The sequence below is a fragment of the Corynebacterium sp. HMSC073H12 genome (genome assembly GCF_001837775.1).
In the GTDB taxonomy this organism is placed as follows: Bacteria; Actinomycetota; Actinomycetes; order Mycobacteriales; family Mycobacteriaceae; genus Corynebacterium; species Corynebacterium amycolatum.
In genome coordinates, this window is record NZ_KV834038.1 from 207,179 (window position 1) to 229,937 (window position 22,759).

Annotated in this window: 15 protein-coding genes; 8 read left to right on the top strand and 7 right to left on the bottom strand. The window is 56.8% G+C overall.

What is annotated here, in order from left to right; genetic code table 11:
- The first annotated feature begins 11 nt into the window (after window positions 1-11).
- Together HMPREF2708_RS07615 and HMPREF2708_RS07620 are read left to right on the top strand one after the other, a co-directional pair.
- A complete protein-coding gene (locus HMPREF2708_RS07615; RefSeq protein ID WP_048732825.1) occupies window positions 12-404 on the top strand; it encodes a (deoxy)nucleoside triphosphate pyrophosphohydrolase in 393 nt (130 codons plus the stop codon).
- Window positions 405-445: 41 nt separating this feature from the next.
- Complete coding sequence (locus HMPREF2708_RS07620; RefSeq protein WP_070833743.1) at window positions 446-3,334, top strand: DUF3427 domain-containing protein; 2,889 nt, start codon at window positions 446-448, stop codon at window positions 3,332-3,334.
- Between the two features lie 98 nt (window positions 3,335-3,432).
- Here the strand turns inward: HMPREF2708_RS07620 and HMPREF2708_RS07625 are convergent, their stop codons facing one another.
- Window positions 3,433-4,572: a trypsin-like serine protease gene (locus HMPREF2708_RS07625; protein WP_246840378.1), complete on the bottom strand. Its 1,140-nt coding sequence runs from the start codon at window positions 4,570-4,572 to the stop codon at window positions 3,433-3,435.
- 255 nt (window positions 4,573-4,827) lie between these two features.
- Window positions 4,828-5,910, bottom strand: coding sequence for a chymotrypsin family serine protease (locus HMPREF2708_RS07630; protein ID WP_246840379.1), 1,083 nt, complete (start codon window positions 5,908-5,910; stop codon window positions 4,828-4,830).
- A gap of 275 nt (window positions 5,911-6,185) precedes the next feature.
- Here HMPREF2708_RS07630 and HMPREF2708_RS07635 point away from each other — a divergent pair, with 275 nt between their 5' ends.
- Window positions 6,186-6,740 carry a hypothetical protein gene (locus tag HMPREF2708_RS07635; RefSeq protein WP_070833745.1) on the top strand — a complete coding sequence of 185 codons (555 nt, stop codon included), beginning with the start codon at window positions 6,186-6,188 and terminating at the stop codon, window positions 6,738-6,740.
- A gap of 27 nt (window positions 6,741-6,767) precedes the next feature.
- Here the strand turns inward: HMPREF2708_RS07635 and HMPREF2708_RS07640 are convergent, their stop codons facing one another.
- Together HMPREF2708_RS07640 and HMPREF2708_RS07645 are read right to left on the bottom strand one after the other, a co-directional pair.
- Window positions 6,768-7,613, bottom strand: coding sequence for a hypothetical protein (locus HMPREF2708_RS07640; RefSeq protein ID WP_070833746.1), 846 nt, complete (start codon window positions 7,611-7,613; stop codon window positions 6,768-6,770).
- A gap of 198 nt (window positions 7,614-7,811) precedes the next feature.
- Window positions 7,812-8,624: a (2Fe-2S)-binding protein gene (locus HMPREF2708_RS07645; RefSeq protein ID WP_070833747.1), complete on the bottom strand. Its 813-nt coding sequence runs from the start codon at window positions 8,622-8,624 to the stop codon at window positions 7,812-7,814.
- A 185-nt stretch (window positions 8,625-8,809) separates the two neighbouring features.
- Here HMPREF2708_RS07645 and HMPREF2708_RS07650 point away from each other — a divergent pair, with 185 nt between their 5' ends.
- The 3 genes from HMPREF2708_RS07650 (at window position 8,810) to HMPREF2708_RS07660 (ending at window position 17,295) form a co-directional block, all read left to right on the top strand.
- Window positions 8,810-9,628, top strand: a complete 819-nt coding sequence (locus HMPREF2708_RS07650) for a hypothetical protein (protein WP_224783718.1) — start codon at window positions 8,810-8,812, stop codon at window positions 9,626-9,628.
- A gap of 91 nt (window positions 9,629-9,719) precedes the next feature.
- The gene (locus tag HMPREF2708_RS07655; protein ID WP_168168108.1) at window positions 9,720-13,523 is read left to right on the top strand and encodes an ABC transporter ATP-binding protein; all 3,804 of its coding nucleotides are present in this window, start codon (window positions 9,720-9,722) and stop codon (window positions 13,521-13,523) included.
- A gap of 103 nt (window positions 13,524-13,626) precedes the next feature.
- Window positions 13,627-17,295 carry a multifunctional oxoglutarate decarboxylase/oxoglutarate dehydrogenase thiamine pyrophosphate-binding subunit/dihydrolipoyllysine-residue succinyltransferase subunit gene (locus HMPREF2708_RS07660; protein ID WP_070833749.1) on the top strand — a complete coding sequence of 1,223 codons (3,669 nt, stop codon included), beginning with the start codon at window positions 13,627-13,629 and terminating at the stop codon, window positions 17,293-17,295.
- A 421-nt stretch (window positions 17,296-17,716) separates the two neighbouring features.
- On the opposite strand, the gene HMPREF2708_RS07665 is transcribed toward HMPREF2708_RS07660, so the two are convergent.
- Window positions 17,717-18,472: a type 2 periplasmic-binding domain-containing protein gene (locus HMPREF2708_RS07665; protein WP_070833750.1), complete on the bottom strand. Its 756-nt coding sequence runs from the start codon at window positions 18,470-18,472 to the stop codon at window positions 17,717-17,719.
- Window positions 18,473-18,662: 190 nt separating this feature from the next.
- Between HMPREF2708_RS07665 and HMPREF2708_RS07670 the strand changes: the two genes are divergently transcribed.
- Entirely contained in the window at window positions 18,663-19,739 is a 1,077-nt protein-coding gene (locus HMPREF2708_RS07670; protein ID WP_246840380.1) for a magnesium and cobalt transport protein CorA, read from the top strand.
- Between the two features lie 43 nt (window positions 19,740-19,782).
- On the opposite strand, the gene HMPREF2708_RS07675 is transcribed toward HMPREF2708_RS07670, so the two are convergent.
- On the bottom strand, window positions 19,783-20,265 hold the full coding sequence (locus HMPREF2708_RS07675; protein WP_038628373.1) for a YflT domain-containing protein: 483 nt from the start codon (window positions 20,263-20,265) through the stop codon (window positions 19,783-19,785).
- Window positions 20,266-20,637: 372 nt separating this feature from the next.
- Between HMPREF2708_RS07675 and HMPREF2708_RS07680 the strand changes: the two genes are divergently transcribed.
- The gene (locus tag HMPREF2708_RS07680) at window positions 20,638-21,771 is read left to right on the top strand and encodes an Mrp/NBP35 family ATP-binding protein (RefSeq protein ID WP_070833752.1); all 1,134 of its coding nucleotides are present in this window, start codon (window positions 20,638-20,640) and stop codon (window positions 21,769-21,771) included.
- A 279-nt stretch (window positions 21,772-22,050) separates the two neighbouring features.
- Here HMPREF2708_RS07680 and tatB read toward each other — a convergent pair whose 3' ends face one another.
- Window positions 22,051-22,680: a Sec-independent protein translocase protein TatB gene (gene tatB, locus HMPREF2708_RS11425; protein ID WP_070833753.1), complete on the bottom strand. Its 630-nt coding sequence runs from the start codon at window positions 22,678-22,680 to the stop codon at window positions 22,051-22,053.
- Between the last annotated feature and the right edge of the window lie 79 nt (window positions 22,681-22,759).

Sequence of the window (22,759 nt, forward strand, 5' to 3'; positions counted from 1 at the left end):
GCGGAGTTGAGATGAAAAAACGAATCGAAGTTGTAGGTGCGGTTCTTACCTATGAAGGAAAAATCTTCGCCGCCCAACGCGGCCCAGGTCGCTCGATGGAAAACTATTGGGAATTTCCCGGTGGAAAGATCGAAGAAGGCGAGTCCCCTCGTGAGGCTCTAGCCCGTGAACTAAGAGAAGAGCTAAAACTTGACGCTGAGATTGGGAACCACATTCTCACTGTCGACCATGAGTATGACTTCGCCGTTATCTCACTTGCGACATACTTTTGTTCCGTTTCTTCTCCCGAAATCAAGCTAACGGAGCACACTGAATATCGTTGGTTAGAACCGGCCGAACTTTATTCCGTTGATTGGGCGCCAGCGGACATTCCTACAGTCGACATTCTTGTAAACGAACAGTAATCAATACAAGCGACGCAGCGTGCATTTAGTATGCTAAAACAATGATGAATTCCCTGGTCGGAGACCTACGCTACGGCTTCATCGATAAAAACATCGTTGCCGACAAAAAATACAATCCCCGACTCATTCGCAACGATGAGTCCGCCACTATGTACAATGCGCTCCGCGAGGAGCTACGCACCGCTACGAGTTTCATGTTTTCAGTAGCATTTATTTCTCCGGCCGCTCTTGCCATGCTGAAGGAGGATCTCCTTCAGTTTTCTGGCCCAATGACGATCATCACGTCGAACTACCTTGATTTCAATTCACCATCGATGTTCAGAGAACTACTCGAAATTGAGGGACTGAACGTCTACATCTACCCCGAGGATCATCACCGGGGTTTTCATCCAAAGGGATACCTCTTTTACAAAGAGGTTGAGCTTTCAGCCATCGTCGGCAGCGCAAATTTGACGCAAAAGGCGCTCCAGGAAAACGAAGAGTGGAATCTGCACTTTTCCAGTCACCAGAATGGTGATATCACGTTCCAAATTGAGACGGCCATTGATATGCAACGTAATCGTTGCATCCCACTAACTCATCAATGGGTCGATGAGTACGAACAGAAACGCGTACCTCCAGTTTCGAAAAACACGCACACAAAGTTGCTGCCCGAGGGCCCAGTTATCGCCAATCAAATGCAGCAGGTAGCGCTGTCGAATATCGCTGACTTGAGGCAGTCAGGCGAGCGGAAAGGCCTCATAATTTCCGCTACCGGCACGGGGAAGACGATCCTTGCTGCACTAGCAGTTAAAGAAGCACAGGCCAAGCACGTCTTGTTCGTTGCCCACCGGGAACAGATTCTGGAAAAGACTAAGAGTGAGTTCCAAAAGGTACTTGCTTATTCCGGTTCTGAGCTTACGGACGCCGACTTTGGACTCTTGGTTGGTGGGAAAAAAGAAACTGATGCACGATACCTTTTTGCCTCAGTTCAATCCTTGTATTCCCAATCGACTTACAAAACCTTTTCTCCAGATGCCTTTGACTTCATCATTATCGATGAGGTTCATCGTGGCGCTGCTAATTCCTACAAGCCAGTTTTTGAATACTTCAACAGTGAGTTTGTCCTCGGCTTGACCGCAACTCCCGAGCGTCCAGATTCAGGGGACATTTTTCGCCTCTTTGATTTCAACGTTCCTTACGAAATCCGACTGCAAGCCGCTCTTGAAGCCGACATGCTCGCACCATTCCATTATTTCGGTGTCACCGATTTTGATGATGGAGTTCGAGCGATCGGTGATAAGACTGCATCCATCGATGCTCTCGTCGATGAAGATCGTATCGACTATCTCCTGGAGAAGCTCCGTGTCTACGGGTTTCCTGAGAGAGTTAAGGGGCTCATGTTTTGCAGTCGGAAAGACGAAGCGAAAGCGCTGTCGGAGCAGCTCAACCAAAAGCAGCTCTTTGGCCGGCAGCTACGGACGAAGGTGCTTCTAGGTGAAGACTCAATCTCGACACGAAATGCTGTCGTTGCGGAGTTATCTGCAGGCGAACTCGACTACATCATTACTGTTGATATTTTCAACGAGGGCATCGACATTCCGGCAGTAAATCAAGTAGTGATGCTGCGCGGCACCGAGTCAAACATCATTTTTACCCAGCAGCTGGGCCGTGGTCTTCGCAAAGCCCCAGGAAAAGACCATCTCCGAGTAATTGATTTTATTGGAAACTACAAGAACAATTACATGATCCCGATGGCTCTTTTCGGCGATTCATCTAGAAATAAGTCGAAGCTCAAGAGCAAAGTCGTTGATCCCTCCAATATCCCATCGGGCTCCACTGTGAGCTTTGATGAAATTGCCAAGGAGAAGATCCTTAAAGCCATCGATACAGCCTCGGTAGACACGATTGCTGAATTTAAAAAGGATATTCAACTTCTCCAGTACCGACTGAATCGTGTACCACGACTAATGGATTTTGCTCGGTTCAACCTCGTTGACCCTGCAGTGATCTCGACCAGGCGTACCAAGAATTATTGGGAACTCCTCCACCGAGTAGACAAAGCAGCAACAGGACCAACGGATAAGCAGAGTGAATACTTGAGGTTTTTGTCCCGCGAGCTACTTCCCGGAAAGCAACCCCAAGAGTTACTTCTACTTGACCAGCTTATTAAGCATGGTTCCATCACACGTGAAGAGTTTGCTGGCTTTCTCGACACAAGGGCTGTTTCTCACAGCGAGCTGGATCTCTCTGTTGTCGAACGAGTGCTCAACCTCGAGTTTTACCCGAAGCGGGCCTACGAAGAAATTAGATTGGTCCGGTACGATGACGAAACCTCACGTTACAGTCTGACTGAGGAATTTTTGACTTTGTACAACAAGTGGGATTCGTCATATCCAAATAGCTTTCGAGAACATGTGGATGACATCATTCAAACTGGTCTTTTCCTGTCCCGCGAAAATGATTATTTCGCGGGTGTGCTTCGCCGCAATCAACGCTATTCCAGAAAGGATGTTTCTCGTCTTTTGAGGCTTCGGTCGGATCAAACAGGCACGCTAAATGGCTACAAGATTGATTCCCACTCACAGACGATTCCAATCTTTGTGAACTACCGTAAGCACGAGGGGCTTGCTCCAAGCATCGCTTATGAGGATGAGTTTCTTGACCGTTCGACGATGCGCTGGTTTACACGTTCAAATAGAACACTCAAGAGCCAAGAGGTCCAGAGCATCATCCAACACAAGTTCCCAATCCATTTGTTTGTGCGTAGGGATGATTTACCAGATGAAGGATTCACCTACCTTGGCGAAGTGACTCCCAGCGATCCACAACAAACGACAATGAAGGGGCTAAAAGACAAAGAATTAAATGTTGTCACAATGAAGCTTCACCTTGAACATCCCGTTCCCGACACATTCTTCGAGTACCTTCACGCAAAGCCGATTGACTAACGAAAGCTAAACCCCCTACCCCGCCACCATGGCGGAATAGGGGGTTAAACGGAGCGTCGTAAAGCGAACGCCCTATCTACGAGACTGCAGTGACCTGATTAGAACAGGTTTGGCAGACCCGCCTGAGCGGAGAGGTTGCTGACAGCCTCCGTTGCCTGAGCGGTCGAACCCGACAGCTCCGGGATCGGCAGCTCCGGGAGAGCTGGGCTCTCCGAGATGATGTCGGCAATCTCCGGCGGGACCTCAACGCCCTCTGGGAGCAGCTCGCCAATCGGCCCCAGATCCGGCTCTTCCTGCGGGACGTGCTGCTTGGTGTACTGGACGTCCTCGTCAATCGTGCGGAACTCAGACTGCGGTTCGGTGGAGGTCTCTACCTTGAAGCGCTCGTTGACCTGGCCGTCCGGGATGTCGTACTGCTCTTCAAGAGCAACGTCAATCGGCTGGAAGCGGCTCAGCGGGCCAATACCCATGGAGTTAACGCCGATGGCCTCGCGAGTCTCCGGGTTGTAAGCGTTTCCGCCCGAATCGCCGTGGTCAATCGGAGCGATGGCCCAGACACCGTTGCGGACACGGAAGACCTGGAAGCCGCAACCGCGGCCAGTACGTGAACCGTCGGTGCACACGGGCTCACCGAAGTTGTCAACGGAAATCTCCATCGGGTCGAGAGTGCGCTTGTCCTCGATACCGACGATCTGAACCGGCTCGCCATGGACGTTGCCGAACTCATCCACAGAGTGGGACATAGAGGTGGTCTTGATGTCGTCCTGAACCTCAATGATGCCGTAGTCACCGCTATTGAAGAGCTCGTTGAAGAACTCCGGCATAGTGGTGTTTTCGTCGAAGTCGCCCTCTTCCGGCATGACATCGGTGCCCATGTAGTCCTTGTTGACCAGCTTGTCGCCGTCCTTGGTTGGGATGAAGAACTGGCCGGTGACCTCTTCGCCGGTTTCAGTATCCTTCGCCACAACACAGTGGCCGGCAGTCATGATGACACGATGGGAAACGCCATTCTGATCCACAACGGTGCCAGGAACTCCCAGAGAGCACATCGGGGACTGGACATGACGTCCGTCGATGTTCTTGCTGCTCGGGAACGGCATTCGCAACGGCGAGCCCGGGCCGATGACAACATCCGAGTTTGCCGGTGCAGCCTCAGCTACCGCGATTCCGGGCACAAAGCCACCCGCAGCTACCGACAGTGCAGCCGTGAGTGTGGCGACCTTCTTTGAACTGGCCATAGTGTGCGGTACTCCATTTCTGTACAGAAAACTTGTCCCACTCAGTGTATTAGGGACACCTTTACAAAGCTCTCCAAAAATGGAACCTAGGGTGAAATTCTCAGCCGAGGAACCGTTCATTCGTCTTCATGCCACACCCATTACACATCAAAAAGTTTGTTCAGCAGCAATGCAAGAGCCAGAACCATCCAACGTGGATGATCCTGGCTCTCTTAACGGTTCGGGGGTGATTTTTGCCAGATTCTCAGACTGGTGCTAACTCTCAAAGCTTGGAAGCTGATTTTCTGCCAATTGAGGCAGCTCAAACGACTGTGACGATTGTGGCAATTGGGGCGATTGTGGCAGCTCAGGGAGTTGCGGCAACTGCGGCAGCTGGTCCACAAGATCAGCTAACTGCGGTACAGAATCTTCCTGCGAAGCCTGCGGATCCTGCACCCGCGCATACTCCTGATCCGCCGTCATATCCTCGCTGAGGGTGCGGTAGGTGGAGTCACGCTGAGCTGTGGAATCCGATACCTCGAAGTGGTCGTTTACTTGACCGTCGGGAATTCCGTAGGCCTCCTGGATGGCAATATCCGCGGGCATCACACGCGAGACCGGACCGAAGGCCATCGAATTCACGCCAATAACTTCATTTGTGGTCGGATCGTAGGCATTTCCGCCAGAGTCACCGTGATCAACGCCGATACCAACCGTCCAGATGCCGTTTCGGGCTCGGAATACCTGGTATCCACAGGCCCTCCCGGTGCGCATACCGTCCTTACAGATAGGCTTGCCAAAATTATCGAAGGAGACTTCGCCACGCGGCAGGTCTTCATTGTCTTGAATGCCGGTCATCACCACGGGCTCCCCGTAGCTCTGACCATTTTCATCAATGGAGTAGCTTGCGCCAGTAGTCTCTACGTCTGGATCAAGGTTGATTATTCCGTAGTCCGCACCATTAAAGCCTGCCGGCAACGACTCCAGGCCGGCATCTTCCTGCGGCAATTCCCAACGATGGGCACCTGCGGTACCAATGCGCTTATCACCTTCAGTGGTTGGCACATACACCTCACCAGTGACGATTGGCAGACCCACATCCGGAGCATCATTCAGGCAGTGCCCTGCGGTCAACATGACCCGATGCTTCTCCCCATTGCGGTCCGTCACCGTCCCCGGAACACCCGCCGAACACATCGGCGAGTTGATATTTCGATACCCATCCCACGGACTTCCCTCCATGGGGGTTCGAATCGGGTCACCCGGACCAACCACTACAGCATGTGCCGCAACCGGGGCCACCAAGGACAAAAGTGCTGCGAAAGCCGATACCGCCAGTCGACTTCTTGCGTGCTTCATTGAGACGAATCTTTCAAATGTTTAGTTTTTCTTTAGGGCCACCACTCACACTAATCCACCACCCCACCCCAGAAATAGCGTTTTCTCAGACTCTTGGGCTTTTACAAAAGTCGTTATCGAATCGTTTCCACAACCTCACATGTCCCTGCAATAACACCAGACACCTAGCCAATTGACTACCCCCACTTAGGTTACCCATTGATGCTAATCCTATTTCGAACATGCGTTCTATATGTTCGAAAATACGAGTCCGGGGTGTTCGATAACTTGTAGCCATGAGTACAACAAACGAGTTTCCCATTCACCGCCGCCTAGCCCTTCCCCCGCTATCCGCTACCTACCGTGCAGAATGTTTCGAGGACCTCGCCCTCATCCGCACAATCCTCTGCCACCCCACCATCGGCCGTAGGCATTCGCCCGGCGCGCTGGATCACACATTCTCGCTTCCCGACGGGCCTGTGGCCACCGTCCGAGCGTCACGGATAGCGCTTCCTCGCGCACTGGTCTCTCAGCTTGCCGACGTGCACGCGGAATACTTCGTCCTGAAGGATGAGCCCATGTTCATGTACTCCGTTTCCGTCAAGGTGGAATCCTCATCGGAGGTAGTCCTCCGCGGAATTGGCGGTTCGAATCGGACACGGGAAGAAACCCGCCGACGCACTCGGGCTGTGGCCGAGGCTCTCCATCGTGCGCAGGACTGCAGCAAGATACACGAAAACGGCACTGACCCCGCACTCCCCGGGCGCCGTTATAGCTGGATCGGCACCAGGGACGCGCGGCCACTGCCGTGTCCTAACGAGCTCTTTTCTTCTCGCCCATCGGCGGCTTAGCGCTGGCGCAGCACTGCCTCAGTACAGCTACTCGCTGTCGTCGCCTTCTTCGTCGTCATCGTCGTCCTCGTCGTCATAGTCGCCATCGTCGTAGAGGTCATCATCGTCATCGTCTTCGTCGTCATCATCCTCTTCCAAGGAGGCAACGTGATCAGAGTAGATGTACTCTGCATACCCGTCATCGACGGCTACCAGCTGATCTTCCCATTCCTCTGCGCGGTCTACCACGAGCGCAAGGACATCCATCAGCTTGTCAAAGTCCTTGAAGGTGCCCAGCGTCAGAACCTCATTTCGCAAGGCCTGGATGTCAGAGTAGAGGTCAGCAAACATCTTGCGACGGTCATCATCGGTGAGAACCGTTTCGGTATCCGAGTCCCAGAACTCCGCGATGGCCTGGTCGACGATGTCGTCCAAGTTCGCGTCCTGGGAGATGAAGCGGACGTGTGCGCTGGGCTCGTTGTTGTGGGCAGTTACCAAAACCTGAACCAACGAGGAGGTACCAACTTCGGAGGTGACCAGAGTTGCCTCTTCGGGGTCCTGTTCAAACTCCAGGTCAGCAATACGGTCATCGTCGCCATCGAGCAGAGTGCGAAGCAGGCCAACAACCTGGTCAGTAGCTACATGGTGGGCAACTGCCGCGACGGCATCTTCGACGGAGAATACAGCGGAGACCAGAACAGCTTCGAACTCGTCGTCCTCATCATCCACATCGGCAGCGGCTACGTAAACTTCGGCAGCCGGGATGTCCTCATCAATGGTGACGAACTGAACCTCCAGGTCAGAGGTAATGGGAACGAAGAGGGTGTCATCGTTGACACGGCTTTCAATGCCCTCGCGGTCCAGTGCCGCAGCAATCTGCTCGAAAAAGCTCATGGGTGGAATCCTCCCTTGAAAGATAATTGGCCTCTACCCGCAGCCAATCGTAGCGACAAACGCGCAATCATGGGGCGGCTCATGCCCCCGGCAATTGCTGCGAAAGATCACGCCGGCAGTGCGCTTGCTACAGCAAAGCCGCCAACGCAGCCGGTTGAGGGGCAGGCCACCGGCTGTCGATTCTCGAAAACAGAGCGCTCAGTAGCGTGCCCAGAGCTGATGGCGTTCCTCACGCGAACGTTTCGGACACGAGACACACAGATCGGCGTCTGGGCTGTGATAAATCATGCAGCAAGTAGCTCTCTCCAAGTGAGTAACTACATCGAAGTCCGGTTCTTCTCCCGATTCAGCGGCAGCTTCGTCCCAGGGGCGCACCTCGCCTCCGCAGGAATCCATGAAACGAGGAAGAGGAACCCGATGTACTCTCTGTATCCCCTCAACGACATATTTGCCGATAAGCGCTCCGCGCCAGGGCTCCATCAGCTCATTACCGGCAGCTATTGCAGCATTAGCCACAGCATCGGCAGCCACGGCCCAAAGAGGAGCAGGCTTGATGTCCCCGACTTCTCCAACAATCTGAGCCAACGGCTCCAAGAAATGAGCCAGTGCTTCGCCGGAATCCTTCAGCTCATCCGCATCCTCAGCGGAAATGCTTTCAAACTGTTGAGCTTGGAACCCAACCCAATAGTCATCTCGGAGAAATGTGAACCAAGAAGACCACTGCCACACTGGAACTCGACCGGAGACCATCACGCATGCCAGCGATGGCCCCACCAATGCTCCGCACATGGACCACCACCACAACTGGGTCTGGAAACGGGTATCCCCCTTAACCTCGGGCATGGGAAACAGCTTTCTCCCAGCCTCAATTCCGGCGGCTACCGCTTCGGTAGAAAGGTGCCACTCCGCAGCGCCGTCGTGAGGCATGACATCTGCGGAAAACCGAGGAAAGTCCGCCAAAAGCTGGGAGTACTCGGGAGGCAATGCGGCACCCCGCATGACATCGTTCACCAGTCTCACCCTTCTATCCACTGTGATAGTCGCCGTACACCTGTCTATTTTCCACCGACTACGGAATTTCCCCACAGCTCAGTAGTGTTTATATGGGCATATGGCTCTCAACGGACCCGTTTAGGAGGTCTACTACTTTGTTCCAAAAGACGAAGAAGGATTCAACTCGCACAGTAACTGATGCAGTGAACTCAACCCCCGAAGCGATCGAACGTGATGCCGGAAAACTGGGAACCCTTCTTATCCAAACCCTGGATAAGACCATGAGCTGGCAGTCGTCTGCCATCACCGGATACGTCAGTTCCCTGCACAAGCGCAAAAAAGATGAAACTCCGGCACAGGTACAGGAACGTATTGATTCCCACTACCTCAACCTGGTCACCGGCACCGGTGGTGCCGCCGGCGGCAGCGCGGTTCTCCCCGGCGTCGGCATGATCACGGGCTTGGCTGCGGTTACCGGTGAATCGCTGCTGTTTCTGGAAGCATCAGCCTGGTACACACTGGCCTCAGCAACACTGCGCAATATTGACATCACCGATCCACAACGCCGTCGCACGCTGATTCTTGCGGCCATGAGTGGTTCTGAGGGGACAGCTATTATGGCCTCTCTGCTTGGCGAGGAATCGCTGCGGAAGCAGACCAAGACTTCCGTAAATTCTCTACTGCCACGGCTTGGTGTTCCGCAGCTGGGTGCAGCAAACCGCCTGCTGATTCGCGAGGCACGCAAGCGCTTGATGAAGAACGCTCGTCTGGCCATCATCGGTAAGATTTTGCCATTTGGAATTGGCGCCGTGGTTGGGGCCTCCGCAAACCGCAAGCTCGGTGGCATTCTTATCAGCTCCACTCGCGCATCTCTGGGCCCACTTCCCCAAGATTGGTCGGACTTTGAACGAAAGCTACCGGCTAAATCCAACACCTCTGAAGATTCGAAGAAGGACTCAAAGTCATCGAGATTCTCTATTCCCTCGGCGCTGAAGTGGCCGAAGAAAAAGAAGAATAAGTAGTTCCTCTTACCCCGATTACCCTTCAGCGACGTTTTTCAATGGAAGAGCGGTACCCACCATGGCCCAGAGCAAACCCCTCAGAACCTCTCCCATGAAGTTCTTGTGGAAACAGTCTCTTCATAGGCCATTACCGCTCTATGGCGTCATTGTCGCCGCACTGATCGTTGTCGGGCTGGAGTCCGTGCTTCCGCTTCTCACTCGAGATGCCATCGATGTGGCAACGGGCTCTTCCGATGGCGGTGTCCCCGCGCGCCTACTGCCTTCGCTAACTCCCTTGCAGGCAGTCATTTCCGTATTTCTGGCCATCGCGTTGGTGCGCTTCGTCGCCCAGGCGGGGCGAAGATTCTTCTCCGGCAAACTCTCCATTGATGTTCAGCACGACCTGCGACTAAAAATCCTCCGCTCCCTACAAAACCTCGATGGTCCAGCACAGGATCGCGTCAACACCGGCCAGGTTGTGTCACGGTCGATTTCCGACCTCCAGGCGGTGTCCGGACTACTGGCAATGTTGCCGTTGACGCTGGGGTCCGTCGTCAAGCTGTTCATCACTATCGGCATCATGCTCGCCCTCTCGCTGCCCCTGACACTGGTCGGCCTCGCCGTGGTGCCAGCGATTGTCTACATTGCAGTGAATTCGCGTGACAAACTCCATGCCGCAACCTGGGCTGCCCAACAGCAAGCTGGCGAGATAGCCGGACAAGTCGAGGAAACCGTTTCCGGCATCCGTGTTGTCAAGGCGTTTGCGCAGGGTGACAACGAAGTTGCAAAGATGGAGCGTAACTCGTCTCTGCTCTATTCCCTCCGTCTGCGAGCGGCAAAACTCAGCGCTCGATTCCAACCGGCGCTGCAGTCGTTGCCGCAACTGTCCCTCGTCGGAAATATCGCGGTCGGTGGCTGGCTAGCGATTCACGGACACATCACCCTAGGCACGTTCGTAGCTTTTGCCACGTATCTCACCAGCCTGACTGCCCTGTCGCGTCTGGTCTCCAACATGGTCATCTCGATACAGCTGACGTCGGCAAGCATCGACCGCATTTCCGATGTCATCGACGCCCGACCAGACAACCCCGAACCCACCGACGCGCTTCCTCTCCCCGACGGCCCCGTTGGCATCAGCTTCAACCACGTCACCCACAGCCGTGGCGGACGCACGCTTATCGACGATGTCTCATTCTCCGTCGAGCCAGGGGCGACCTTAGCGTTGATTGGCCCACCGGGGTCCGGAAAGACTATCGCCACGGAGTTACTCGGCCGTCACTATCTGCCGGATTCGGGAACTATCACTATCGATGCGCCCAGCCACGGCACATCCACAGATACCGCGCGCATTCTCTCCAGCGACGTATATGACGCTATTACTGTCGTTCCGGACACTCCTTATCTATTTGCGGGCACGTTGCGTGAGAACATCGCATTCGCCAATCCCGCGGCGTCCCAGGAAGAGATTATCGCCGCAGCGACCGCCGCCCAGGTCAACTTCGTCGACGACCTGCCTCAGGGGTGGGACACAGCCATCGGCGAGCGCGGGCATAATCTCTCCGGCGGACAAGCTCAACGCGTGGCATTAGCACGGGCATTCCTCGCCCGTCCTCGAGTTTTGGTTCTCGATGACGCTACCTCAGCAATCGATGCTGCAACTGAGTTGGAAATCTTCAACGCGCTGACCTCACAGCTGGCGGATACGACTATCGTCATCGTGGCGCATCGATCTTCCACTCTCGAGCAGGCGGACCACATCGCCATTTTCGAGGACGGTGCCATCACTGGCATTGGCACCAAGGCCGAACTGATTACTTCTCATCCGCGCTTCACCGAGCTGATGGACATCGACCAGAGCGCTTACCCCGAAATCGAAAACCTCGTTCTCGACCCCATTGGCAGTGAGGACCCCAGCCCCGAGGAACTCTGGCCCGACGAATCCGCACCAACCTCCGACGACTCCACGTCAGACACCGCTGCGCGGCTTCCCGGAGGCGGTCCAGGTGGACCCGGTGGCCCTGGTGGTCCCGGTGGCCGCGGCGGAGGTCGTGGTGGCATGGGGGCGGCTCTCGCCAATGCTCCTGCGACACCAGAGCTTCTCGAGCGTGTGCGAAACCTCCCACCCGCTAGCGAAAAACCGCGTGTACCAGCTCGAGCACTCGACAACTCCGAGCCTTTTTCTCTGCGCCGGCTGCTCTCCTACGTCCGCGGTCTATTTATAAGCGTCATTGCGCTGCTCGCCCTCATTGCCGTTGCCGATCTGGCGTTCCCCATGCTCGTGCGCTACGCCATTGACCACGGCATCAGTGAGCACAATGAGGCCGTGCTGTGGGCCTGCGCCGCAGGTGGCTTGGCGACGGTCCTCATCAGCTGGATTGCCGTAGCCACAAATGCTGTTATTACTGCGCGCACTGGTGAGCGGCTGCTATATGCCCTGCGTGTGCGCTGCTACCGTCACCTGCAGTCGCTTGGCATTAACTACTTCGAGGCCAATCGCTCGGGTGCCATCATGACGAGGATGACAACCGACATCGACGCGCTGTCCTCGTTCCTACAAACGGGATTGGCAGAGGGCGCGATTGCCACGTTCACTCTGCTCGGTGTCTCAGTACTGTTGCTTGCCACACAGGTGTCACTCGCCGCGGTGGCGTTGGCGACGCTTCCCATCATTGTGGTGGCCACCCTGGTATTCCGCCGAATCTCCTCGCGCCTGTACAAGGCTGCACGCGAGCAGCTCTCCTTGGTCAACGCTGATTTCCAGGAGACCATTGGTGGGCTTCGCGAGATTCAGATGTACCACCGCGTCGCCGATATCGAATCTTCCTTTGCCGAGGAATCAGATAAGTACCGCGCAATTCGTCAGCGAGCACAGCTAGCCGTGGCCTTATTCTTCCCCGGCATCAACTTCGTCTCTGAGTTGGCAACAGCTGCGGTGTTGGCTGTCGGCGCCCAACAGGTTGCTGAGGGAACTACGACGCCCGGCGTACTCGTCGCCTTCACGCTGTACCTGGGAATGCTCTTTGGCCCGATCCAGCAGCTGTCCCATGTTTTCGACGGCTACCAGCAGGCGAAGGTCGGTCTCAATCGCATTGGTGACCTCCTACAGACCACCCCCATGCCAGATTACGGCACTACTGACGGCGCGTCCCGTGCAGCCGCTGGCGACCTGCGCTTAGACAAGGTGACTTTCTCCTACCCCGCCACCAACTCTGAGCACGAACGCCCGCAGGTCCTCGATGCTCTCGATTTGCAGATTCCTGCCGGAGAAACAGTCGCAATTGTCGGATCCACCGGTGCCGGAAAATCAACAATCATTAAGTTGTTCGCCCGTTTCTACGATCCAGTTGGCGGCGTGGTGCGAGCCTCCGAAACTGACATCCGCGACTTCCCTCTTAACGACTGGCGACGCACCCTCGGCTATGTACCCCAAGAATCACACCTGTTTTCGGGGACAGTAGCAACAAATATTTCCTACGGTCTACCGGACAGCAGTCATGCTGAAATCCAGCAGGCCGCGAAGAATGTCGGTGCTCTCAGCACCATTGCCAGCCTGCCCGGCGGCTTCCACCACCCCGTCGGCCCAGATGGCCGAGGACTCTCCTCCGGACAGCGTCAACTTATCGCACTCGCTCGTGCCGAAATGATGCGTCCTGAACTGCTGCTTCTCGACGAGGCCACCGCGACACTCGACCCTGCAACAGAGTCGGCAATCCTCGAAGCCACTGACCGTGCGTCGCGTCAACGCTCGGCAATTATTGTGGCCCACCGCCTGGCTACGGCTGCTCGAGCCAACCGGATATTGGTACTCGACCACGGGCGTATTGTCGAAGACGGCTCCCATGATGAGCTTCTCGCGGCGGGTGGCCAATACGCAGAGCTCTGGAGCAAGTACCATATGGGGAGCGCGACGGTGTAGTAATTCAGAATTTTCGTTATCCTTGAATGACACTTTGACGCGTGCGCTCATTAGAATAAACGTGAGTTAGTAAAACTAATACGAAAAGAGGCGAGTACCTGCCGTGAGCAGCGACATGAGCTTCGGCCAGAACGAATGGCTGGTCGACGAGATGTACCAGCAATTCCAGAAGGATCCACAGTCTGTGGGTCAGGAATGGCGCGAATTCTTCGCAACCCACACACCGTCCCAAAAGGGCGAGGACCTTTCCGATATGGCAAAGCCCGCAGCAGCCACGAAGGAGGAAGCTAAGGCAACCGGACGTCGTGAGTCCAAGGGGGTCGAACCAACCAAGACCCCGAACAAGCCGGCGTCTCCGAAGCCGAAGAAGTCCCCGATGGATGCAGCAGCCAAGGTTTCGGCTGTTGAATCCGGCGAGGAGCCTCTGAAGGGCGTCGCACGGGCTATCGCTAAGAACATGGATGTCTCCCTGGAGATGCCGACTGCTACGTCGGTTCGCGATATGCCGGCACGTCTGATGTTTGAAAACCGCACCCTGGTTAACAATCATCTGGCACGCGCCCGCGGCGGCAAGATTTCCTTCACCCACATCATTGGTTACGCCATGGTGAAGGCTGTCATGCTCCACCCGGATATGAACAACAACTACAAGGTTGTTGACGGCAAGCCGGTTCTGGTTACTCCGGAGCACATTAACCTCGGCCTGGCCATTGATATGCCGGCTAAAGACGGCTCGCGTTCGCTCGTAGTTGCCGCTATCCGCGAGTGTGAGACCCTGACCTTCAAGCAGTTCGTCGACGCCTACGAGGACATCGTCGTTCGTGCTCGCCACGGCAAGCTGACCGGTAAGGACTTCCAGGGTGTCACCATTTCCCTGACCAACCCGGGCGGCATCGGCACTCGTCACTCCGTCCCGCGCCTGACCAAGGGCCAGGGCGCGATTATCGGTGTCGGTTCCATGGACTACCCGGCTGAGTTCGCTGGTGCTTCCGCTGACCGTCTGGCAGAGATGGGCATCGGCAAGCTGGTGACCATCACCTCTACTTACGATCACCGCATTATCCAGGGTGCAGAGTCCGGCGAGTTCCTGCGTACGATGAGCAATCTGCTCGTCGACGACAAGTTCTGGGACCACATCTTCCAGACCATGCGTGTCCCGTACACCCCAATCCGTTGGGCACAGGACCTGCCGAACACGGGTATCGACAAGAACACCCGCGTTATGCGTCTGATTGAGGCCTACCGCTCCCGCGGTCACCTGCTGGCGGATATCGACCCGCTGCGTTCTGACCAGCCGAATACTTCCGCTCCAAACCACGCTGACCTCGATATCGAGGAGCACGGTCTGACCCTGTGGGATCTGGACCGCACCTTCAACGTCGGTGGTTTCGGCGGCAAGGAGACGATGACGCTGCGCGAGGTGCTTTCTCGCCTGCGCAACGCATACTGCCTCAAGGTCGGTTCCGAGTACGCTCACATTCTCGACCGCGAAGAGCGCGAGTGGCTGGAAGAGCGCCTTGAGGGCGGCCAGCCGAAGCCGTCCCACGCTGAGCAGAAGTACATCCTGCAGAAGCTGAACGCCGCCGAGGCATTCGAGAACTTCCTGCAGACCAAGTACGTCGGTCAGAAGCGCTTCTCCCTTGAGGGCGCAGAGTCGCTGATTCCGCTGATGGACTCCGCTATCGACACCGCTGCTGGTGCTGACCTCGATGAGGTCGTCATCGGTATGCCACACCGCGGTCGACTGAACGTGCTCGCAAACATCGTCGGCAAGCCACTGCGCCAGATCTTCACCGAGTTCGAAGGCAACATCGACCCGGCACAGGTCGGCGGTTCTGGTGACGTCAAGTACCACCTGGGTACTACTGGCCGTCACATCCAGATGTTCGGCGAGGGCGAGATTGACGTCACCCTGACTGCGAACCCGTCCCACCTCGAGGCCGTCAACCCGGTCGTTGAGGGTCTTGCTCGTGCACGCCAGGACAAGATCAACAAGGGCGAAGAGGGCTACTCCGTCATGCCGCTGCTGCTGCACGGCGACGCTTCCTTCGCTGGCCTGGGCATTGTCCAGGAGACCCTGAACCTGATGTCCCTGCGTGGCTACAAGGTCGGCGGTACCGTCCACATCGTGGTGAACAACCAGATTGGCTTCACCACTTCGCCGGACTCCGGTCGCTCCTCCTACTACGCAACCGACATCGCCAAGGCCTACGGCTGCCCGGTCTTCCACGTCAACGGTGACGACCCTGAGGCTGTCGTCTGGGTCGGCCAGCTGGCTGTTGAGTACCGTAACCGCTACGGCAAGGACGTCTTCATCGACCTGGTCTGCTACCGCAAGCGCGGCCACAACGAGGCCGATGACCCGTCCATGACTCAGCCGCTGATGTACAAGATCATCGACGAGAAGGAAAGCGTTCGCGCTCAGTACACCGAGGACCTCATCGGTCGCGGTGATATCTCCGAGGAAGAGTACGAGGCAGTGCGCCGAGACTTCCACGATCAGATGGAGGCGGTCTTCAACGAAGTCCGTGCAGCTCAGGACGCAAAGCCGGGCGATCAGTCCGGTATTGCAGGCTCCCAACCGCTGCCGCACGGTCTGGAAACCGGCATTGACAAGGCAGAGATTGTCGAGATTGGTCAGTCCTACGTCAACCTCCCAGAGGGCTTCAAGATTCACCCGCGTGTTGCGCCGGTCGCTAAGAAGCGCGCGGAGATGACACAGAAAGGTGGCATCGACTGGGGCATGGCTGAGCTGCTGGCGATTGGTTCCTTCACCGGCGCTGGCATCGACGTCCGCTTCGCAGGTGAGGATGTCCGCCGCGGTACCTTCACCTCTCGCCACGCAGTTCTGATTGACTCCGAGGACGGTTCGGAATACAACCCGATTGACGCCTACGGTAAGTCCAAGAACGGTGGCCGCTTCATGATCTACAACTCGGCTCTGACCGAGTACGCAGGCATGGGCTTCGAGTACGGCTACACCCTGGGTAACCCGGATGCGGCAGTGTTCTGGGAGGCACAGTTCGGTGACTTCGCCAACGGCGCTCAGACCACCATTGACCAGTACGTTTCCTCCGGTGAGGCCAAGTGGGGTCAGACCTCCAAGCTGATTCTGCTGCTTCCGCACGGCTACGAGGGCATGGGCCCGGACCACTCTTCGGCACGCATCGAGCGCTTCCTGCAGCTCGCAGCCGAGGGTTCCTACACCGTTGCTCAGCCGTCCGAGCCGGCTAACTACTTCCACCTGCTGCGTCGCCACGTCCTGTCCGACCTGCACCGTCCGCTGGTTGTGTTCTCTCCGAAGTCGATGCTGCGCAACAAGATGGCAGCGTCCGCTGTCGAGGACTTCACCAACCCGAACAAGTTCCGCTCGGTCATCGATGACCCGAACTTCGAGTCCAAGGACAAATCCGGCATCAAGACCCTGCTGCTCTGCTCCGGCAAGATCTACTGGGAGCTGGAGAAGAAGCGCAAGAAGGACAAGCGCGACGACATCGCAATCGCTCGCCTGGAGATGCTGCACCCGCTGCCGCACAACCGCCTCCGCGACCTCTTCGAGTCCTACCCGGATCTTGAGGAAGTCCGCTGGGTTCAGGATGAGCCGGCTAACCAGGGGCCGTGGCCGTTCCTGGCACTGAACCTCCCAGAGGCTCTACCGGATATGCCGAAGCTGACCCGCGTTTCCCGCCGTGCACAGTCCTCCACCGCAACTGGTGTGGCCAAGGTCCACCAGATTGAGGAGAAGGCTCTGCTGGAAGAGGCTCTCAAGTAGTTTTGGACAGACCTATGGTCTTGTGAGACCGCGGTGAAGTCGCGTGTTTGAGATCGCCGCTTCACCAGGTGGTCTTCACCAGGTGGTCTTTACGAGCTGGCGATCAAACGCTAAGGGGCTCCAACCGAACGGTTGGAGCCCCTTTCTTGGTGCTTGGGAGATCGTTGCCAGGCATCCAGGGCGAATAGACAAAAAGCGTGTCCGGTCGGCGTGTTACCGGGTCGGCACCATTTACTACTGAGTCCTCAATGCGAGTTACCGACTGCGTTTATGACAAAAATGACCTGAAAAATGGCATGAAAGTGTCATAAACTCGCACAGTTTCACATTTGCAGCCCGCGTTCAAGGGCGAATAGACAAACACGGCGGCAGCCAACAGCGGATACGCGTCAGATACCGCCGCAACTAGCCCCCGCCCCGACTACGCCTTATCCAGCCACTCCTGAGCGACCAACTCAGGGCTCGCGCCACCAGCCACAGCTCGGGTCATCAGCTTTAGGTCCTCAGTGCTCAAAGAACCAGCAATCTCGTTGAGTACCCGGACTCGGTCGCTGCGGTCCAACGCTGGCTTGACGTAGAAAGGCACAAGCCATTGCGGCAAGTCAGCCCCAGCATTGTCAGCTGACACATCCGTGCACCCCTGCGCCATGCCCGCATCGGTGGCCATAACTTCACCCGGCAACGACCGCGAAAAAGCATCGTAAACGCGGTCGCGCCACTCGCCACTGAACTGCTTGTCCGGAGTGGAGTCCTCGGCGTAATCCTCGGCCAACAGCTCCGCCGACGCCGGGTCACTCAGGCCGAGCAGCTCACCTGTGCATCCGAAAGAGACCAGAACCGCTTCATTGCGTACGGCCCGCAACCGGTCCTCAGCATCGCGAATGCCGACGACCTCCGCTTGGCGCCCTACCCTCTCAAAGCTTTGCGCATACACGTACGCGAGAGCTGCTTGCTCGGGGTTGCGCAGGTCTGCCCCGATAGTTACTACCGCCTCCTGCTCGGGAGGAACAGGCATCTGCGGATCCAAATCAGAACACGCGGAAAGGCCGAACCCCGCTGTCCCAGCGACCAACGCCAGGGCAGCAAAAGTGCACACAGCAGCCTTGGAGCTACCCCTGTTCCCCATTGAGCCAGTGCAATAGTGGAGCTCGCCGCTCGCACGTCTAAAATCAATCATCGACACCAGCGTAACCTACGAACGGATTGTGAGGTCTCCCAGAATGGGTGATACGAATAGCCGCAACAATAGCGCTTCGGCGAAAGCTCGCAATCCGCGAACTAACTCGACAAATAAAGGCTCAACACCGTTGGCCGCAGCAAAACCCGGCAAAACTGCTCGGGCAACGAATGCAGCTAAATCCGCAGCAATGTCAGCTGTCTCGAAGGTGACGCGCACCAACGGATCGTCGTCAAGCGTGGGAGAAACACAGTCGGCGGCTGTGAGCGATGCCCTGCGCGATTGCGGCGTCTACATCGGCGGTAAGCGTTTGCCGGGCACCTACGACCACTTCTCCGGCCTGTCCGAGGTGCGTAATTTTGGCGAGGGCTTCACGTGGCTGTCGTTGTCGCGCCCCAACGCGACGCAGATGGACGCCATCGCTGAGCTCTACGGCCTGGATGAGCTGACGGTGGAGGACGCACTGACCAACCGTCAGCGCCCAAAGATTGAGATTCACGATGATCACGTGGTTTTTGTGATTCGCTCGATTCACTACTCCCCGGAAGGTCTAGCGGACGACGAAAATGAAATCATTCGCTCTGGCCAGCTGATGATTGTTATCGGCCAGGAGTACGTCATCACCATTCGCATGGGCATGCCGAGCTCGGATATGCAGCGCATTAGCGCACGCGTGGAGAACACCACCGACGCCATCGACTACGGCCCCGCGGGCGTGCTGTGGGCGCTGACGGACAACCTCGTCGATGCCTACCTGCGCATTGCGTTGCAGCTGGAAGATCGCGTGGAAATTATGGAAGACGAAGTCTTCGAGCCGAATTTGGTGTCGGATATTGAGGACATTTACATCCTCAAACGAGAGATTCTGGAGATGCGCCACGCAATCGATCCGCTGACGCCGGCGCTGCGCTCCCTGATGAATTTGCGGGAAGACATCATGCCTAAGGACGTCAGCCGTTATCTTTCCGATGTTCTCGACCACCAGCTCGCCGCGGCGGACCTCGTAGCCGGACTCGACGAACGCCTCTCCTCCCTCATCGACGCCGCCGCAGTGAAGATCCAGCTGCAGCAGAACCAGGACATGCGTACTATCTCGGCATACGCGGCTATTCTCGCCGTGCCAACCGCCCTGGCCGGTATCTACGGCATGAACTTCGACCGCATGCCCGAACTGCACTGGGAGTACGGCTACTTCATCGTCCTCGCCATCATGTTCATCATCGTGGCGTTTTTGGTGTGGCTCCTGCGCCGCAACAAGTGGCTGTAGTTTCCGCTTCTGGCAGGCAACCCTTTACGACGAGTACAACAACCTACCCGCGATTCCCACCGAGCGCCCGCTGCGCAAGCAGGTCACGGGCGCGCTCGGCATTGCGGGGGTTGCACAAGACGTCGTAGCGACGAGCAACAATCTCCGTCGTAGTGGAGAAATCCCGCTTGCCGTTTTGCATAGCGTACGGAACTGCAGCCAGCACGATGCCGAAGATGGCGCCCATACCGAGGCCAACAATCAACGGGCTAACCCAATCTTCCTGGAAAAGCCCCAGAATAAGGCCGAAGAACAGGCCCATCCATAGGCCGTACAGCGCGCCGCCGCCGAGAACCTTCGGCCAGGTCAGCCTGCCCACCACGCGCTCCACCTGCATTAGGTCAACGCCGACGATGGTGAGGTCGGAAACCGGAAACTCATCACGGTCGCTGAGCGAATCCACCGCAGCCTGAGCATCGGCGTAGTTGGTAAAGCTGCCCACCGGCCATCCCTCAGGCACCTGACGCTGAGGCAACCGGGACTTCATGCTCTGTTCCCGGCCGCTCCCCCAACCGCTGTTCGCTTCCCCATTTGCCATCGGTACTTTCACCATTCCCTTGCAGTTGTTGACTCAGTAATTGTTGTCACAGCAATTGGTGACTCAGTTGCTTGAAAATATTGCTAAAACTATCGCTAAAAAGCGTTCTATCAAGGACAACGCCCGACAGTTTCCAATTGTTCCACCACGTGGGTTGCCGCCTGTTTCGCTACCCGACCCCACCGCCTGCCCCACCACACATTTCGCCACCACCGCGCTTGTCGGAAGGGTTGGTCGCTGTGACCGTCGTAAAGCGGAAAACTGCTGATTTTGTCAGTAGTTCTTTGTCTTACGGGGTCTCACGATAAGATTCACTACATAATGTCTACGATTACTGAAGCTGAAGTTCGCACCGCCCTGGCGCAGGTCGAAGATCCTGAGGTACGTCGCCCGATTACCGAGATTGGCATGGTCAAGTCCATCTCGGTGGCGGACAACAACGACGTGTCCGTGGAGATTTACCTCACCATCGCCGGTTGCCCCATGAAAAACACCATCATCGAGCGCACCGAAGATGCGCTGAAAGGTATCGAGGGCGTTGGCAACGTCACCGTCACCACCGATGTGATGAATGACGAGCAGCGCCGCGAGTTCCGCAACGCCGTGCGCGGTACCGCCTCCGAGCCGGTGATCCCATTCGCCCAGCCGGACTCCCGCACCCGCGTGTTCGCCGTCGCCTCCGGTAAGGGCGGCGTTGGTAAGTCCTCTGTGACCGTGAACCTCGCTGCCGCGCTGGCTGCGAAGGGTCTGTCCGTCGGCGTTCTCGATGCCGATGTCTATGGACACTCCATCCCGCACATGATGGGCTCCGAGGAAAAGCCGCACCAGGTCGACGACATGATTATGCCTCCGCAGGCGCACGGCGTGTCACTGATTTCTATCGGACACTTCGTCGACGACAACGCACCGGTTGTCTGGCGTGGGCCAATGCTGCACCGCGCTATCCAGCAGTTCCTCGCGGACGTGTTCTGGGGCGACTTGGACGTCCTGCTATTCGACCTGCCCCCGGGAACCGGCGACATCGCCATCTCCGTGGCGCAGCTCGTACCGAACGCTGAGCTGCTGATTGTTACTACCCCGCAGATGGCCGCCGCCGAAGTTGCCGAGCGCGCCGGCACAATTTCGCTACAGACCCGTCAGCGCATCGCCGGTGTTATTGAGAACATGAGCTGGATGGAGATGCCCGATGGCTCCAAGATGGAGGTCTTCGGCACAGGCGGCGGCGAGACCGTTGCCCGCCGTCTCACCCAGATTACTGGCGGTAAGGTCGAGCTGCTCGGCCAGGTGCCGCTTGACACCGAGCTCCGCGAGGGCGGCGACAAGGGCACCCCAATCGTCCTGTCCAAGCCGGAATCTGGCGCTGGCGAGGCCCTAAACGCCATCGCTGACAAGCTGGTTGTTCGCCGTGAATCGCTGGCCGGCAAGTCGCTAGGCTTGGGCGTGACGCCGAAGTAGTCCTTCGCTTTACGACGATCACAGCGACGCCCCCTCCCTGGTTTTTCGGTGCCGGGAAGGGGGCTCTACTCATTGTGGCTGCGGTGTCCGGGGCATATGTGTTGTGGGTGTTTTCGGCGGTGTAGGTGTTTTCGGTGGCCCGGGGTTTGCGGGCGGTGTATCCGCCGAAGCGGCTGCGTGCACTTACTGCCTAGGTTTATGACAGTTTCATGGCAAAATTTGTGCTCAAAGTGTCATAAACCTAGTCAGTAACTTGCGATCGGGAACGGTTTGCAACTTCTATAGGTTGTCGTCGTCGACCCATGCCTGCACACCACGAGGCTGCTGAGGTTGTTGCGGCTGCTGTGGTGTTTGCTGTGCTTGCTGTTGACGGGCCTGGGCAACCGGGTCCTGCCATGCGCCCGGCTGCGGTCCCGGCTGTTGGTACTGTGGGTTCTGTTGTGGCTGAATTGGCTGGGCTGGCTGCTGGTTCATGTTGGACTGCTGATTTTGCTGACCTGCAGCACCAACGCCACCTGCAGCGCCGGCTGCTCCGGTTACTCCCCCTGCCCCGGCCGCTCCTACGGCGCCAGCCGCTCCGGCTGCACCAGTTCCGCCGCCACCCGCTGCGGGCTTACCGGAGAGCATGTCCAGGTAGGTGTCATCGCCGTCGAAAAGCGTCTTGGTGATGGCGGTCTTCGGGTTGAGGCGACGGAGATCGTTGAGCTCCTGCAGCGGCTTGCGAAGATCATCAAAGTCTTCGCCAAACTCGTCTGAGAGGTTATCGCGTGCGTCATTGATTGCGGTGCGCGCAGCCAAGACCATTGCGCGAATGTCCTCAATTACCTTCGGCAACCGCTCAGGTCCGATGAGAATCAATCCGAGGATAAAGAGGACGAGAATCTCGCCCCAGCCAACATTAGAAAACACGTTATATCACCTTAGTTACAGTGAAACTCACATGCAGCATTGCGCGCTTGCTCATTCTCCGGTCAATCTCCACACCAGC